Genomic DNA, 15,762 nt, shown 5'->3' with positions numbered 1-15,762 from the left:
GCCTACACCAGCCGCGTGACGTTGGTGGCCGGCGCCTCGGGTTCGGGATCGATGCCGCGCTGCTCGATCATCTTCGCCAGCGCCGAATCCGCGCCATAGGGGCTATCGATATTCGTGAAGGCGATCGCGGCATCTTTGGCGATGGGGTTGATCAGCACCTCACCCTTCATCATCTCGCGACACGAGATCTGGCCCTTTTGCAGCGGGATGGCGAGATACACATCCTCATCGCTCAGCACATGCCCCGCAGGCAGCTCCCGCTTGGCGTAAACGCCGCGCACCAGGCCGTCGAGATAGCGCACCTCCTTCTCCGGCGGCACGCGCTTGGCGGCGGCCGACCCGCCGCACATTTCCTCGGCCTTGTGGAACGCCTTGAACCAGGTATCCACCTGCTCGGGCAGCGAGCAATAGGGCGAAACCGGAATCCCGCCCGCTTCGATATCGACATGGCGCTCGAAGGTGCGCGCCCCCTTGGCGTAGGCGATCAGCATCGAATTATGCCAATCGTGATATTCATGCGTGGAGAAGCCGATGACATTGTCAGGATAACGGCTCTTCAGGAAATCGATCTGGTTCATCTCCAGCTCGTGATCTTCCGACGGATAGATCGACACGCAATGATTGATCGCCAGCGGAATATTGCGCTTGGCGAAGAAGGAGACGATATCATCAAGATCGCGCAGCGATGAGCCGCCGGTGGAGATGATCACCGGCTTCTTGGTGGTGGCGATTTTTTCGATGAGGAACCAATCCTTGATGTCGGAACTGGCGATTTTGATAATCTGAATGCCAAGCTCGACACATTTATCAACCGACACCTCGTCGAACGGCGTCGCCATCGAGATCATGCTGGCGTTGCGCACGGCGGTCACCAGCTTCTGGTAATCCGCCCAGGAGAGCTGGGTATCCAGAGTCTTCTTGATGTAACGGATATCGGTACGGTGCCGGAAATCCTTGTGGATGAACTGCTCAACGTCACGGAACTGAAACTTCATCGCCGCGCGCACGTTGTTGTAGCGCACCACCTTGCCGTAATCGGCGATGATCTTGAGCCCGCGCTCAACATCCCCCCAGTGATTATTCGCCATCTCCAGCACGAACAGATTGTCGAAAATCGAACTGCGCATAGATCGGCTCCCCACCGGATGATTCGACTATTTTTCTATGGGATTTGCAAGAAACCGTCAATTTTTCCTGGCCCCGAGGCGGGGCAGCTGCGCCGCCGCGAACGCCAGTAACAAAGCCGTGAACTCCACCGCGACCCACCACCAGAGCGCCTCGCGCAACAGCCAGAACCAGGAGGTCACCGGCGCGGGGATATAAGGCTGCGCCAACCCGGCGAACAGGGCACGGGGCACGGCCTCCCACAGCAACAATACTGACACCATCGCCAAGCCGCGCAACCGGGGCCGCGCCGCGCCCAGCCGCCACAGCCCCGGAAGGGTCAGCAGCAGGTAAACCGCGCGGTATTCGATGTTTTGCGCGGCGAAAAAGCAGAGCGCCACCAGTGCCGCCCCGGCGATGAGCAGCAGGCGCCGCGCCTCGTCCAGCGCCGCCAGCGCACGGCCCCAGCTGCGTTGCAGCCCCAGCGCCGCCGCCAGCGCCACTGCCGCCATGGCCCAGGAAAGCAGCGCCGCCCAGGCTCCCGCGCCGAGCCCCGCGGGCGGGCGCAGCCAATGCAGCATCAACAGCCCGCGCGGCAGGTCGATGCGGCCGAAACTGGCGCGGAACGGCGTACCGGAGGGAATGATGGTCAGGGCCGTCATCACCTGCCGCCCGTAGAGCACCAGCACCAGCGCCAGCCCCGCCAACCCGGCCGCCGCCAGCCCCAGCACCACGCTGCGGCGCTCGCGCAGGGCCAGCGCAAACCCGGCTATGGGGTAGAATTTCGCCGCCGCACCAAGGGCGAAAACGCCATAAGCCAGCAGCCGCGCCCGCGGTGCGCGCCATAGCAGCCACACGGCCAGCAGAATGGCCGCGAACAGACCAGCATCGAGATTGCCCTGCTCCAGCGCGTAATAGCTGGCCGGGGAAAGGCTGGCGGCCAAACGCAGCCGGAACTCCCCGCCGCGCGACGGCGCCGGCAGCAGCGCCAGCGCTGCGATAAACGCCAGACACAACCCCAGCCCCACCGCCAGCGTATCCTGCCCGCCCAGCCCGAGCAGGCCCAGCCGCAGCAACACAGGCGAATAGTTGAACACGCCGCCGCCCAGGCAGGCGCTCGGGTGGTACACATCCACCCCGCCCCGCCAGCAGGCGGCAGCCTGCAACACCGCCAGCGTGTCGGCGAAGGGGTGCGGCTTGGCCACGCCGTCGGGGATGCGGGTGATGAAGTCGTAAATCCGCAAGGCCAGCGCGTGCAGCACCGCGAACCCCGCCAGCACGGCCAAGCCGATGGCGCTGATCCGGAAACGCTGGGGCATGGCGCTAGAAGCCGATCCGCTCTTTCTCGATCACATAGGGGCGTTTCTGCACCTGGGTATGGATCGCGCCCACATATTCACCAATGATGCCAAGCGAGACGAGCTGCACCGAGCCCAGAAAAAACAGCCCGATGATCAGCGGCGCCATGCCGACCGTGAAGCTCGACCAAAAGATCAGCTTGTAAACGAGATAGGAGAACCCAGCGAGAAACGACAGACAGGCGCTGAAGAACCCGAATGCGGTAACCAGCCGCAGCGGCACCTTGGACAGGTTGGTGATGCCGAGCATCGCGATATCGTAGAGCGTGTAGAAATTATTCTTGGTGATGCCGCGCTTGCGTACCGGCTGGTCGTAGGGGAGCTTGCAGATGCCCAGCCCGATCTCGGCGATCATCCCGCGGAAGAACGGGTAGGGATCACCGAAGCTGCGCACCGCCTCCACCACCTTGCGGTCATACAGGCCAAAGCCGGTGAAGTTCTGAATCGTCTCGATCGAGGAGAGCCGTTCCACCAGCGCGTAATAGGCCCGGCGCAGGAGGAACATCGCCGCCGTCTCCTCGGAGGAGCGCTTGACGCACAGCACGGTGGAATACCCCTCGCGCCATTTCGCCACCAGCGTCGGGATCATCTCCGGCGGGTCCTGCAAATCGGCGACGATGCTGATCACGGCCTCGCCCGAGGCCTGCAGAAAAGCGTGCATGGGTGAGCGGATATGGCCGAAATTGCGGGCATTGACGATGATCTTCACGCGCGGGTCGGCGGCGGCGAGCTCCTTGAGCAGCGCCACGGTGCGGTCGGCGGAGGCATTGTCGATGAAGATATGCTCATAGGTGCAATCGGGGATGCCCGCCATGGCGGCGGCGACGCGCGCATGCAGCTCCGCGACATTGGCTTCCTCGTTATAGCAGGGGGTGATGACACTCAGAAACGTCATGCGCGGACCTTTTGGAACCGGGGAGCGGCCGCCGCGCGCCAGGCCAACCAGGCATAGGCGGGGCAGATGATGAACAGCGATACCAGCGGCGTGGCCGCGAGCAAACCGGCCGCGCCGAGAAATTTGGCGCCCAGCGGCTTCAGCGCCAGCGCCAGCGCCGTGGCCGCGAGCTGGGCCAGGAACTGCCCGCGATAAAGCGCCTTGGCGTTGAGCAACAACCCCGCCACGCGGGTGAGCGCGGGCACCAGGATCCACGCCGCCATGGCCAGGAACAGCGCGTGGGGCAGATGCAGGTCCTGATGCAGCCACCACGCCAGCACCGGTTTCCCGGCCAGCACCAGCAAGCCGCATCCGGCAAGGGCAAGCACGGTCACCATCAGCGTACCCCGCCCGAGCGCCCGCACAACCCAGTGGTGATCCCCATGCGCCACGGCCTCCACAAACTCCGGCCAAAACGCCTGTGTCGCAACCGCCAACATGCCGCTGGCGGTGATACAAACGCGCAGGGCCACCGCCATCTGCGCCGCCGCGTGCGGGCCGAGCCAGTGCAGCGCCAGCACGTTATCGAGCACATACGCGCCGGACGCGACGGCGCCGATCATCGACAGTGAAATCCCGCTGCGCAGAGCTGTCCGCATCACGCCAAATTTCGGCCATGGGCTTGGCCGCAGCTCCGGAACGCGCCATAGCAGGTGGATCAGCGAGCCGGCATTCGCGAGCGCTGCGGCAGCATAGATGGCCAATGTCAGGACCGTCACCCCTGCCCCAGCCACCACACCGGCGACCACGAAGAGCAGCGTCAGCCCTGTCTGCACCGTATTCCAAAACCCGGTGACATGCCCTTTCTGCAGCCCGAACCACAACGCCCCGGACAAGCCGAGGGGAATGTTCACCGCCAATCCGAGCCCCGCGATCAGAAACGGCCCCGACGGCGCGAGATGCGGCCAGAGCAATGCGAGCGCGGAGCCTATGGCAAGCATGCCCAGGCTGATCCCTGTCGCGACAAACAGGCTGGCGGTCACGTAATCACGCGAGACTCCCCGCTGTCCGCCTGCGCGGGGCAGCAAGGTGATCAGCGCCCCGCCAAGCCCGAGATCGAGCATCGCCCCGGCCCATGCCAGCGACGTCGCCGCCCCCCACACGCCGAACCCAGCATCGCCCAGCCGGTGCAGCACCAGCGGCAGCGTGATGAGACTGGTGGCGAGCTGCACCAGGCGCTGCGTCACCCCGGCAGCGCCGCTGAGCAGAATGCGCCGGTTGCGTGGGGTGGTGAAACTGACCATGCCGCCATGATGCCGGTGAGGTCGCGCCACGCCAAGGGCAACGCGCATCACAACCGCATCACCGCTCAAATAAAAAGGGCGGGGAACCCCCGCCCCGCCGCGCCATTAGCCCGCCGCTTCGGCCATCAGCCGTTTCATCTCCGCGATCGCGGCGGGCAGCCCCATCAGCAGCGCCTCGCCGATCAGGAAATGCCCGATATTCAGCTCCACCACCTGCGGCAGCGCCGCCACCGGCTGCACATTGGCGAAGGTCAACCCGTGCCCGGCATGGCATTCCAACCCCGCCTCGGCGGTGAGCGCCGCCGCGGCGCGCAACCGCTCCAGCTCGCCCGGCTTGCCATGCGCATAAGCGCCGGTATGCAGCTCCACCACCTGGGCGCCGATCTCGGCCGCCGCCCGCACCTGCTCGGGCTCGGGGTCGATGAACAGCGACACCACGATCCCGGCATCCTGCAGGCGCCGGATCACCGGCTGCAATTTCGCGCGCTGCTGCACCACGTTCAGCCCGCCCTCGGTCGTCACCTCGGCCCGGCGCTCGGGCACGATGCAGGCGCCGTGCGGCTTCAGCCGGGTGGCGATCGCGGCCATCTCCTCGGTCGCCGCCATCTCGAAATTCACCGGCTTGGCGGCCCAGCGGCAGATCACCTCGGCATCGGCGTCGCGGATATGCCGCCGGTCCTCGCGCAGATGGATGGTGACGCCATCCGCTCCCGCCGCGGCGCAGGCCTTGGCGATGGTGAACGGGTCCGGGTGGCCGCCGCCGCGCGCGTTGCGCAGCGTGGCCACGTGGTCGATGTTGACGCCGAGGCGAAGGGCGCGGGTCATCTCAGATATGGATCGCCCGGCCGTCGGCGGCGAGCGCGGCTTCCTTCACCACTTCGTTCAGCGTCGGGTGGGCGTGGCAGACGCGCGCCACATCCTCGGCCGAGGCGCCGAATTCCAGCGCCGTGGCCAGCTCCGCGATCAACGTGCCGGCATCCGGCCCAATGATATGCGCGCCGAGCAGCTTGTCGGTGCCCTTCTCGGCCAGAACCTTGGCGAAGCCGTCGGTGCAGCCCATCGCGCGGGCGCGGCCATTGGCCATGAAGGGGAATTTGCCGACGGTGTATTGCACGCCCGCCGCCTTCAACTCCTCCTCGGTGGCGCCCACGGCGGCCACTTCCGGCCACGTATACACCACGCTCGGGATCGCCCCGTAATTCACATGCCCGGCCTGCCCGGCCAGGCGCTCGGCGAGGGCGACGCCCTCCTCCTCGGCCTTGTGCGCCAGCATCGGCCCGGCGATCACATCGCCAATGGCGTAGATGCCCGGCACGTTGGTCTCGAAATGCTTACCGGCCTTGATGCGGCCGCGCTCATCGGTCTCCACGCCCGCGGCGGCCAGGTTCAGGCCCTCGGTATAGGCGTAGCGGCCGATCGCCAGCAGCACGATGTCGGCCTTGATCTCCTCGGCCGCGCCGCCCTTGGCGGGCTCCACGGTCAGGGTCACGCCCTTGGCGTCGGCCTTAGCGCTGGTCACCTTGTGGCCGAGCTTGAACTTGAAGCCCTGCTTGGCCAGCATCTGCTGGAAGGTCTTGGAGATCTCACCATCCAGGCCTGGGGTGATGCGCTCGAGGAACTCGACCACCGTGACCTCGGCGCCCAGGCGGCGCCACACGCTGCCCAGCTCCAGCCCGATCACGCCGCCGCCGATGACCACGAGATGGCCCGGCACCTTGTCCAGCTCCAGCGCGCCGGTGGAGGTGACGATGCGCTTCTCATCGACCTCGACGCCCTTCAGCGGCACCGAATCGGAGCCGGTGGCGATGATGATGTGCTTGGCGGTATAGGCCTGCCCGGCGACCTCGATCGCGCCCGGGCCGGTGAAGGCGGCGGCGCCCTTGATCCAGGTCACCTTGTTCTTCTTGAACAGGAACTCGATGCCCTTGGTGTTGGCGCCCACCACCTCGGCCTTGCGGGCCTGCATGCGGGCGATGTCGATGCTCACCTCGCCCACCGCGATGCCGTGATCCTTGAGCCCATGCTTGGCGTGGTCGAAATCCTCGGAGGATTGCAGCAGCGCCTTGGAGGGGATGCAGCCAATATTCAGGCAGGTGCCGCCCAGGGTCGCGCGCTTCTCGACGCAAGCCACCTTGAAACCGAGCTGCGCCGCGCGAATAGCGCAGACATAGCCGCCGGGGCCAGCCCCGATCACGATGACGTCGAAATTTTCAGCCATGTTTCGCTCCCTGGCGGATGTGCAAATGATGGCCGCTCATACCCCCACCTCCGCCGCCAAGCAATCTGCCCTTGGCACGTCTGCCTTGCTGCAATGCCAAGGGCTTGCTTGCCGCGCGCCCGGCGGCGCGCCACACTCGGCGCATGACCAAATTCTCCGCACGAATCGAACGCACCGAACTCGCCGCCACCATGGCCATGGCGGCCCGCGCCCGCGCCCTGCGCGCGGCGGGGCATGATGTCGTCTCCCTCTCGCTGGGCGAGCCGGATTTCCCCACCCCGGCGCATGTGGTGGCGGCCGCGCACGACGCCGCCGCCCGCGGCGACACCAAATACCCCCCGCTCGGCGGCACCGAGGCGCTGCGCCAGGCCGTGGCGGAGAAATTCCAGCGCGAGCACGGGCTGGCGATCCGCCCGGCCGATGTGCTGGTGACCAATGGCGGCAAGCAGGCGATCTTCAACGTGCTAATGGCGCTCACCGAGGCCGGTGACGAGGTGATCATCCCCGCCCCCGCCTGGGCCGGCTATGAGCAGACGGTGAATTTCGCCGGGGCCAGGACCGTGTTCGTGCCCTGCCCGCAGGAGGATGGCTTCATGCTCCAGCCCGCCGCGCTGGCGCGCGCCATCACCCCGCGCAGCAAGCTGCTGCTGCTGAACTACCCCAACAACCCCTCCGGCGCCGCCTGCACCACCGACCAGCTTTTGGCCCTGGCCGAGGTGCTGCGCGCGCATCCGCGGCTCTGGGTGCTCTCCGATGACATCTACGAGCATTTGCTGTTCGACGGGCGCAAGCATGTCACCCTGCTCGGCGTCGCGCCCGACCTCGCGGACCGGGTGGTGACGGTCTCCGGCGTGTCGAAGACCTACGCCATGACCGGCTGGCGCGTCGGCTGGCTGTTCGGGCCGGCGGCGCTGGTCAAGGCCTGCACGGTGGCGCAGGCCACGGCCACCTCCGGCGTCTCCTCCATCGGCCAGGCGGCGGCGCTCGCCGCGCTCACCGGGCCGCAGGATTACCTGCCCGCGCGGGCCGCCGCCTATCAAGCCCGGCGCGACCTCGTGGTGGCGGCGCTCAACCAGGTGCCGGGTATCGCCTGCCACAAGCCTGAAGGCGCGTTCTACGTGTTCCCCAACATCGCCGGCTGCCTGGGCAAGACCACGCCAGGAGGGCGCAAGCTCGCCACCGATTCCGATTTCAGCATGGCGCTGCTGGAGGAAGCCCATACCGCCGTGGTGCAGGGCTCGGCCTTCGCCATGCCCGGCCATGTGCGCATCTCCACCGCCACCTCCGAGGCGCTGTTAAGCACGGCCTGCGCCCGCATCGCGGAATTCTGCGCCGCCTTGCGCTGAGCGGTTTCAGCGCCACATGCTCCTTGTCTCAACCAAAAAACGAGGAGCAGATATGCCTGACGTGAAATACACCGCCCACGGCCACGCCACGGGCGGGCGCGCCGGCTCCGGCGCCACAAATGATGGCCGCCTCGCCGTGACCCTCTCCGTGCCCAAGGAGCTGGGCGGCGATGATGGGCCGGGCACGAATCCCGAGCAGTTATTTTCCATCGGATATTCCGCCTGCTTCCTCGGCGCGCTGAAATTCGTGGCCGGAAAAGAAAACGTGAAACTGCCCGAGGACACAAAGGTCTCAGCCGAAATCGGCATCGGCCCGCGCGAGGATGGCACCGGCTTCGGCATCACCGCCGCGCTCACCGTCACCTCACCAGGGATCGCCCCCACAGTACTGGAGGAGCTGGTGCAGAAGGCGAATATCGTCTGCCCGTACTCGCACGCGCTGACCAAGGGCGTCGATGTGCAGCTGAAACTGGGGTAAGAGGGGAAATGGTGGAGCTAAGCGGAATCGAACCGCTGACCTTCTGCATGCCATGCAGACGCTCTACCAATTGAGCTATAGCCCCGTGCCTTTCGTGGGACCGGCGTATAAACCGGGTTACACGAGAAGATCAAGAGGGGGGATGGAAGCAAATGCGGATTATGTTAAGTCCCCTCTCGCGCCGGGTTAGCACAGTGGTAGTGCAGCGGTTTTGTAAACCGAAGGCCGGGGGTTCAAATCCCTCACCCGGCACCAGTATTCTCCTGTCATGATCATCTCCGCACCCCGCCTGTTCCTGGGCGACAACTTCACCGGCCCGGGCGCTCTGGCGCTGGAAAACGGTCGCATCAGCCGCATTGTCTTTGACGATGTGGACGCAGACATTCGCCTGACGCATGGCTTCCTCGCCCCCGGCCTGATCGACCTGCACAATAACGGCGCCTTCGGCGTCGATTGCGCCAGCGCCACGCCCGATGAGTGGGATGCCTTCATCGCCGGGCTGGCGGCCTGCGGCGTGACCTCGGTGCTGCCCACCGCCATCACCGCGCCGCTGGCCGACCTCGCGGCGGTGGCGCGGCGCGTGGCGGCGGCGCAAGCGCGGCATGGCGCGATTCTCGGGCTGCATCTCGAAGGCCCGTTCCTGGCGCCGGAGAAGCGTGGCGCGCATCTCGCCGCATTCCTGCGCCTGCCCGATCAGGCGGCGCTGGATGCCGTGCTGGCGATGGGCCAGGTGGTGCGGCTCGTCACCCTGGCGCCGGAGCTGCCTGGCGCGCTCGCCGCCATCGCCCGGCTGCGCGAAGCCGGGGTGGCGGTGGCGCTCGGCCACACCAATGCCGACGCCGCGGCCATGCGCGAAGCCGCCGCCGCGGGCGCCGCGCTGGTTACGCATCTGTTCAACGCGCAATCGCCCCTGCACCACCGCGCCCCCGGCGCGCCGGGGGTGGCGCTCACCGATCCGCGCCTTTCCCCCTGCCTGATCGCCGATGGCGTGCATGTGGCGCCGGAATTGCTGGCCATCGCCTTCGCCGCCTGCCCGCGCGCCATCGCCGTTACCGATTCGATTCTCATCGCCGGGCTGGCGCCGGGCGCGGTGCGCGAATTTGGCGGCGCGGCGGTCACGCTCGGCCACCAGGGCGTGGGGCTGCGCGCGGATGGCACCATCGCCGGGGCGGGCATCACGCTCGATGACGGGCTGCGCCGCCTGGTGGCCGCCGGGGTGGCGCCGGAAACCGCCCTCGCCGCCGCCACCTCCCGCCCTGCCCGCGCCCTCAACCTCGCCGATCGCGGCGTACTCATCCCCGGCGCGCGGGGAGATCTGGTCTGGTTCAGCGACGATCTACACCCGCTGCGCGTCTGGACCGCCGGGGTGGCCAAACCCCAAGCCGACACCCCGCGCGGCACAGAGAGCGCGCAGCCCGAGCTGATGGATCTCGACGAGCGCCCCACGCTCGACATCGTGCACAGCTTCCTGGCCCAGGAACAGGCGGCGCAGCGTGCGCTTGCCGCCGCCGCCCCGGCCCTGGCGCGGCTGGCGGATGCCGTCGCCACCAAGCTGCAAGCTGGCGGGCGGCTGTTTTATGCCGGAGCGGGCACCTCAGGGCGGCTGGGCTTCCTCGACGCCGTGGAGTGCGGCCCGACCTTCGGCATCGAGGACGGGCTGATCATCCCCCTGCTGGCGGGCGGGCCGTCCGCCTTCGTCAAAGCCGCCGAGGGCGCGGAGGATGACGAACAGGCCGCCCGCGCCGCCCTCGCCGCGCATGATTTCGGCCCCGGCGACGCGCTGGTCGGCATCGCCGCCTCGGGCAGCACGCCCTTTACCCTGGCCGCCATCCGCGAGGCGCGGCAGCGGGGCGGGCTGACCGGCGCCATCGTCAACAACGCCGCCGCGCCGATGGCCGCAGCCGCCGAGATCGCGGTGCAGATTGTCACCGGGGCCGAGATCATCGCCGGGTCCACGCGGCTCTCCGCCGGGTCGGCGCAGAAAATCGCGCTCAACACCCTGTCCTCCACGGTCATGATCCGGCTCGGCAAGACCTTCGGCCCCTACATGGTGGACATGCGCGCAACGAATGCCAAGCTGCGCCGCCGCGCCGTGGCCATGGTCCGCCAGATCACCAGCGCCAGCGAGGACGACGCGATGCTTGCACTCGGCGCTTGCGATATGCATGTTAAGGTGGCGGCGCTGATGATTTTGCGCCGGTTGAGCGCGGCCGAGGCCAAGGCCCGACTGGCGGCGGCATCAAGCTCATTACGGCGGGCGCTGGACAACCGAGAGGGAGCGACAGGACCAGACAGCGATGGGACGGAAACTCATCGACATCGCACGGCGGATAGATGATTTCATCATCGACCGGGTGTTGCAGCCCGCGGTCAACCGCGCGGACTGGCATCTCGGCCTGCCGCTCTACAGCATCGCCCGCGCCTGCGCCGTGCTCGGCGCCGGGTTGGGGTTGATCTGGGTCCATGCCTTCGACAAACCGTTCAGCGCCGATTTCGTGCAGGACATGCTCTGCCTGCTGGTGATGGCGGGCACCGCCTTCCTGCAGATCCGCGCGCATGAGCGCCAAGCTCCGAACCGCGCCGCCCTCGCTCCGGCCGTGCGCCTCACCGGGCTGGTTTGGCGCACGCTCTGGCTGCTGGATTTGGCGCTTTTCCCCTCGCAATTACCGCTGGAGAGCGGCACCGCCCTGCTCGGCAGCTTCGGCTGGACGCTGCTGCTGGTGCTGCCTTACTGGCTGATCTGCTGCCGCCGCCCGCCACCGCCCGAGGCGGTCAGCAACGGCGCGTTCCGCCTCGCCACCATCCCGGTGCGCTGAACCACGGCCTCTGGTATGGTTGCGCCAGCAAACCATACGGAGGCGCGCGTGCAATTCTCTCGGCTCAAAAAATTCTTCGCCTGGATGGACGACCAGATCGCGATCCGCGCCAACGCGATCTTCGCGACGATGGGGTTCTTCTGGTTCTGCCTGATCTTCTCGCTGCTGCCGCTGAAATGGCCGGCGCTGATGCCGTTCGTGCAATATGCCAGCTCGGGCGTGCTGCAACTCATCGCTCTGCCGCTGATCGGCGTGGGCACCATCCTGGCCGCGCGCGGCTCCGACCAGCTCGCCCGCGAGCAGCATGACGCGGTGATGGAGACGGTGAACTCGATCCGGCAGCTGATGGGGGAAATCCATCAGCTGCACGTCGAATTGCATGTGAAAGTCAGCGAGGTGCTGAAAAGCCAGACCCCGCCGGAGGAAACGCTCAGCCCGCTGCCTTCGCCTCCCGCCTCCGGCGGGTGAGCACGAACTCGGTATAGCCGTTGGGCTGGGCGCGGCCCTCGAACACCAGCTCGCACGCTGCCTTGAAGGCCGGGCCATCATAAGCGGGAGCCATCGGCTTATAGGCGGCATCGCCCGCGTTCTGGCGGTCCACCACCAGCGCCATGCGCTTCAGCGCCTCCATCACCTGCTCCTGGGTGACGACGCCATGGTGCAGCCAATTGGCCAGGTGCTGCGAGGAGATGCGCAGCGTGGCGCGGTCCTCCATCAGCCCGACATCGTGGATATCCGGCACCTTGGAGCAGCCCACCCCCTGGTCCACCCAGCGCACCACATAGCCGAGCAGGCCCTGGCAGTTATTATCCAGCTCCTGCCGGATCTCCTCGGCGCTCCAGTTGATGCCATTGGCCAGCGGAATGGTCAGCAGGTCGGACAGCTTGGCCGGCGGGCGGGATTTCAGCTCCTCCTGCCGGGCAAACACGTCGACCATATGATAATGCAGCGCGTGCAGCGTGGCGGCGGTGGGCGAGGGCACCCAGGCCGTGTTGGCGCCCGCCTTCGGGTGGGCGATCTTCTGCTCCAGCATCGCGGCCATCAGGTCGGGCGCGGCCCACATGCCCTTGCCGATCTGCGCCTTGCCCTGCAACCCGCATTCCAGGCCGAAATCGACATTGCGGTCCTCGTAGGATTTGATCCAGGGCTGGGCCTTGATGTCGTTCTTGCGGATGAAGGCGCCGGCCTCGAACGAGGTGTGGATCTCATCGCCAGTGCGGTCGAGGAAGCCGGTGTTGATGAACACCACGCGCGACTTCGCCGCCGCGATGCAGGCCTTGAGATTGGCCGAGGTGCGGCGCTCCTCATCCATGATGCCCATCTTCAGCGTGTTGGCGGGCAGGCCGAGCAGCTCCTCCACCGCGCCGAACAGCGCGTTGGCGTTGGCCACTTCATCCGGCCCATGCAGCTTGGGCTTAACGATATAGACCGACCCGGTGCGCGAATTCTTCTTCAGGCTCAGGTCGCGCATGGCGATGAGCGAGGTGATCACGGCGTCCACCACCGTCTCCGGCACCTCGGCGCCGTTCAGCGTCACCACATCGGTGAGCATATGGTGGCCGACATTGCGCACCAGCATCAGCGAGCGCCCGTGCAGGGTGAGGCTGCCGCCATCCGGCGCGGTGTAAACGCGGTCGGGGTTCATCGCGCGCTCGAACACCTTGCCGCCCTTCTCCACCGGGGCGGTGAGCGTGCCCAGGATCAGCCCGAGCCAGTTGCGGTAGACGTCCACCTTGTCCGCGGCATCCACGGCGGCCACCGAGTCCTCGCAATCCATGATCGTGGTGATCGCGGATTCCAGGATGATGTCCGCCACATGCGCGGTGTCGTTCTTGCCGATCGGGTGCGCGGCGTCGATCAGGATATCGGCATGCAGGCCGTGATTCTTCAGCAGCACGCTGTTGGGCGCCCCGGCCTCGCCGGTATAACCGGCGAACTGGGCGGCCTCGCGCAGCCCGACCTCGCCCGAGGGCAGCACCGCGGCCAGGTGGCCGTTGCGCACCTTGTAGCCCAGCACATCGGCATGCGAGCCATCGGCCAGCGGGAAATGCGCGTCGAGGAAGGCGCGGCCGCGGGCGATCACCAGATCGGCGCGCACCGGGTTGAAGCCCTTGCCGCGCGCCGCGCCGTCGGTCTCGGGCAGAGCGTCGGTGCCGTAGAGCGCGTCATACAGGCTGCCCCAGCGGGCATTGGCGGCATTCAGCGCGTAGCGGGCGTTGGAGACGGGCACCACCAGCTGCGGCCCGGCGATGCGGGCGATTTCGTCATCGACATTGGCGGTGTCGATGGCAAAGGCGGGCGGCTCGGGCAGCAGATAGCCGATCTCGCGCAGGAAGGCCTCATAGGCGCCCTGGTCATGCGGCTGGCCCTTGCGCGAGACATGCCAGGAATCGATCAGCGCCTGCAGCGCGTCGCGCTTGGCCAGAAGCTGCGCGTTGCTGGCCGCAAAGCGCCGCAGCAGGCCGGTGAAACCGGGCCAAAACCGGGCAGGCTCGATGCCGGTGCCGGGCAGCGCCTCGTTGTTCACAAAGTCGTACAGCGTGGCGGCGACACTCAGGCCGTCAACGGAAACGCGGGTTTCGGGCATGCTTCATTCTCCTCGTCGTTGCGACGCCTGATGCCGCAAAGCACCATGGCAAGGCAAGTCCGCCCGCCCCGGCGCGCCATTTCAGGGCAGCTTACCGAACACCTCGACCTGGCTGAGATGCAGAAAATTGTTCCCGAGCAGGGTGACGCGCACATAGCGCGCCCAGGCCGTGCCCGGCCCGGCCCAGACGAACGGCGCGGTGAGCGTCTCGCCATCGCGCTTCTCGGCCAGCGCTGCCCAGGCCTCGCCGTCGATCGACACTTCCAACCGGAAATCGCGGAAGCGCTCGGCGGTGTGGTCGGTGGTGTTGTGGATGTGGATTTCGGTGATCGTGGCGAGGCCGCCGAGATCGACCCGCCACCACGGGTCATCCTCGCGATCGGTGTGGAAATGCCGCGCCCCGTCCAGCACGCCATTCACCGCCCCGGCGGCGTCCTGCTCCGGCGTGGGGCCGAAGGACCATGAGGAATGCGAGCTTTGCGTGGCCGGCTTGCTGCGGCTGATATTATCGGGGCGGGTGGGGGTTTGGACCTGCTCCGGCAGCTCCGTGCCGAAGGTGTGGGCGCGCTGGCGGCGCTCGGCCCAGAATCCCGCCAGGCTGGTATCCTCCACCGCGTTCATCTTGGCCAGCAACCCAGCGAAGTCCGGCCCCTCGGCGACGCGCTTCCACATATCCTGGCCACTGAAATCCCCCTTCAGCCCGCGCGCGGCGCGCTCGGCATAGGCCCGCTCGGAGCGGAACGCGTAGTGATGCATGATCGCGGTCGCCAGCAACCGCTCACGGCGCTCGGGAATATTGACGAAATTCTGCGCCTGCTCCGGAAAATCCCGAAAATACTCCGCCATGCTCTCGCCCAAAGCGTTAACCGCGTTAACCGGTCGATCTAACTTGGTATTAAACTCGTGCCAGAAAGTGTGAGCGCGAGCGGGTACACATGCACGCAGTTCAGCCAGGGTCAGACTGCGGGCAGCAAACTTTGTATGCGGGTGCAGCGCCGCCTCGCGCCGGGTGAAATTCTCCAGCACCAGCCCTTCGGGCGGGATCTTGTGGCCATTGGGGCCGAAGAACACCCAGTTAAACAGCACACACTCCACCTCGGGGGCGAAGCGCGCCATAAAGGCGGCGATGTCCTGCCCCGGCGGCAGGCGCAGGAATTCGTCGATATCGAAAAACGACACCCATTCCGTCTCCGCCAGATGATGGCGCAGAAAATGCGCGTACATCTCGAATTGCTGGCCCTGATGCGGATGGTGGTGGAAGGTGACGAACGGCGCCGCCCCCTGGGTGAAAGGCAACACACGTTCATAAAACGGGCCGGGATCGTCATCGTTGCAATATAAATAGACATGGCCGAACCCGAGATCCCGGTAATAGTTCAGCCATTCCACGATATAAGGCGTTTCCCACCGCGCGCAGGCGCAAATGGCGAAACGGTGCTTCAAAGTCATCTGCGGTATCTCACGTTAACTTTCCGCCACTTATCTTGCGGGGAACGGCGGCACCGAACAACCCCCTTGCGGAACAAGGGGTTTTGAGCCATCTACAAAGGCAGGCTCCCGGGCCTGGGCGGAGACCGGCCTTGTACCGCCGGTTCCGCGCTCCGGAAGCCCCGATAAAAATACCCCATGGCCGTGGCGCCTCGCCACGGCGAGTTCAAGGACCGATGACCGCTCTGC

The 15,762-nt window shown here is 66.7% G+C and carries 13 protein-coding genes and 2 tRNA genes; 6 read left to right on the top strand and 9 right to left on the bottom strand.

Going from position 1 to position 15,762, the window contains the following annotated elements; genetic code table 11:
* Positions 1-2: 2 nt before the first annotated feature.
* The 6 genes from LI953_RS02730 to lpdA are packed head-to-tail and all read right to left on the bottom strand — an operon-like array spanning position 3 to position 6,858.
* On the bottom strand, positions 3-1,127 hold the full coding sequence (locus tag LI953_RS02730) for an N-acetylneuraminate synthase family protein (RefSeq protein ID WP_227074486.1): 1,125 nt from the start codon (positions 1,125-1,127) through the stop codon (positions 3-5).
* 57 nt (positions 1,128-1,184) lie between these two features.
* The gene (locus LI953_RS02725) at positions 1,185-2,423 is read right to left on the bottom strand and encodes a hypothetical protein (RefSeq protein WP_227074485.1); all 1,239 of its coding nucleotides are present in this window, start codon (positions 2,421-2,423) and stop codon (positions 1,185-1,187) included.
* Between the two features lie 4 nt (positions 2,424-2,427).
* On the bottom strand, positions 2,428-3,357 hold the full coding sequence (locus LI953_RS02720) for a glycosyltransferase family 2 protein (protein ID WP_227074484.1): 930 nt from the start codon (positions 3,355-3,357) through the stop codon (positions 2,428-2,430).
* Positions 3,354-4,691: a lipopolysaccharide biosynthesis protein gene (locus tag LI953_RS02715; RefSeq protein ID WP_227074483.1), complete on the bottom strand. Its 1,338-nt coding sequence runs from the start codon at positions 4,689-4,691 to the stop codon at positions 3,354-3,356. Before LI953_RS02715 ends, LI953_RS02720 begins: the two co-directional genes overlap by 4 nt.
* A 54-nt stretch (positions 4,692-4,745) precedes the next feature.
* On the bottom strand, positions 4,746-5,465 hold the full coding sequence (locus LI953_RS02710) for a pyridoxine 5'-phosphate synthase (RefSeq protein ID WP_227074482.1): 720 nt from the start codon (positions 5,463-5,465) through the stop codon (positions 4,746-4,748).
* Position 5,466: 1 nt separating this feature from the next.
* On the bottom strand, positions 5,467-6,858 hold the full coding sequence (gene lpdA, locus LI953_RS02705; RefSeq protein WP_227074481.1) for a dihydrolipoyl dehydrogenase: 1,392 nt from the start codon (positions 6,856-6,858) through the stop codon (positions 5,467-5,469).
* 143 nt (positions 6,859-7,001) lie between these two features.
* Between lpdA and LI953_RS02700 the strand changes: the two genes are divergently transcribed.
* Together LI953_RS02700 and LI953_RS02695 are read left to right on the top strand one after the other, a co-directional pair.
* Positions 7,002-8,204 carry a pyridoxal phosphate-dependent aminotransferase gene (locus LI953_RS02700; RefSeq protein WP_227074480.1) on the top strand — a complete coding sequence of 401 codons (1,203 nt, stop codon included), beginning with the start codon at positions 7,002-7,004 and terminating at the stop codon, positions 8,202-8,204.
* A 52-nt stretch (positions 8,205-8,256) separates the two neighbouring features.
* A complete protein-coding gene (locus tag LI953_RS02695; RefSeq protein WP_227074479.1) occupies positions 8,257-8,682 on the top strand; it encodes an organic hydroperoxide resistance protein in 426 nt (141 codons plus the stop codon).
* Between the two features lie 9 nt (positions 8,683-8,691).
* Here LI953_RS02695 and LI953_RS02690 read toward each other — a convergent pair.
* Positions 8,692-8,767 (bottom strand) — tRNA-Ala (locus tag LI953_RS02690).
* Between the two features lie 95 nt (positions 8,768-8,862).
* Here LI953_RS02690 and LI953_RS02685 point away from each other — a divergent pair.
* From LI953_RS02685 to LI953_RS02670, 4 genes are all read left to right on the top strand, one after another.
* A tRNA-Thr gene (locus tag LI953_RS02685) sits at positions 8,863-8,937 on the top strand.
* A 13-nt stretch (positions 8,938-8,950) separates the two neighbouring features.
* Positions 8,951-11,020, top strand: a complete 2,070-nt coding sequence (gene nagA / locus LI953_RS02680; protein ID WP_227074478.1) for an N-acetylglucosamine-6-phosphate deacetylase — start codon at positions 8,951-8,953, stop codon at positions 11,018-11,020.
* Entirely contained in the window at positions 10,980-11,498 is a 519-nt protein-coding gene (locus tag LI953_RS02675) for a hypothetical protein (RefSeq protein WP_227074477.1), read from the top strand. Before nagA ends, LI953_RS02675 begins: the two co-directional genes overlap by 41 nt.
* A gap of 48 nt (positions 11,499-11,546) precedes the next feature.
* Positions 11,547-11,966 (top strand): hypothetical protein, encoded by a 420-nt coding sequence (locus tag LI953_RS02670; protein WP_227074476.1) that lies wholly within the window; start codon positions 11,547-11,549, stop codon positions 11,964-11,966.
* On the opposite strand, the gene LI953_RS02665 is transcribed toward LI953_RS02670, so the two are convergent.
* Together LI953_RS02665 and LI953_RS02660 are read right to left on the bottom strand one after the other, a co-directional pair.
* A complete protein-coding gene (locus LI953_RS02665; protein WP_227074475.1) occupies positions 11,929-14,085 on the bottom strand; it encodes a malate synthase G in 2,157 nt (718 codons plus the stop codon). The genes LI953_RS02670 and LI953_RS02665 overlap by 38 nt on opposite strands.
* An 81-nt stretch (positions 14,086-14,166) precedes the next feature.
* Positions 14,167-15,534, bottom strand: coding sequence for a glycosyltransferase family 2 protein (locus LI953_RS02660; protein WP_227074474.1), 1,368 nt, complete (start codon positions 15,532-15,534; stop codon positions 14,167-14,169).
* Positions 15,535-15,762: the final 228 nt, after the last annotated feature.

Origin of the sequence: Acidocella sp. KAb 2-4, assembly GCF_020567705.1 — a bacterium.
In the GTDB taxonomy this organism is placed as follows: domain Bacteria; phylum Pseudomonadota; class Alphaproteobacteria; order Acetobacterales; family Acetobacteraceae; genus Acidocella.
The sequence above is the reverse complement of the archived record's forward strand: the minus strand, read 5'-3'. Positions and strand labels throughout refer to the sequence as shown.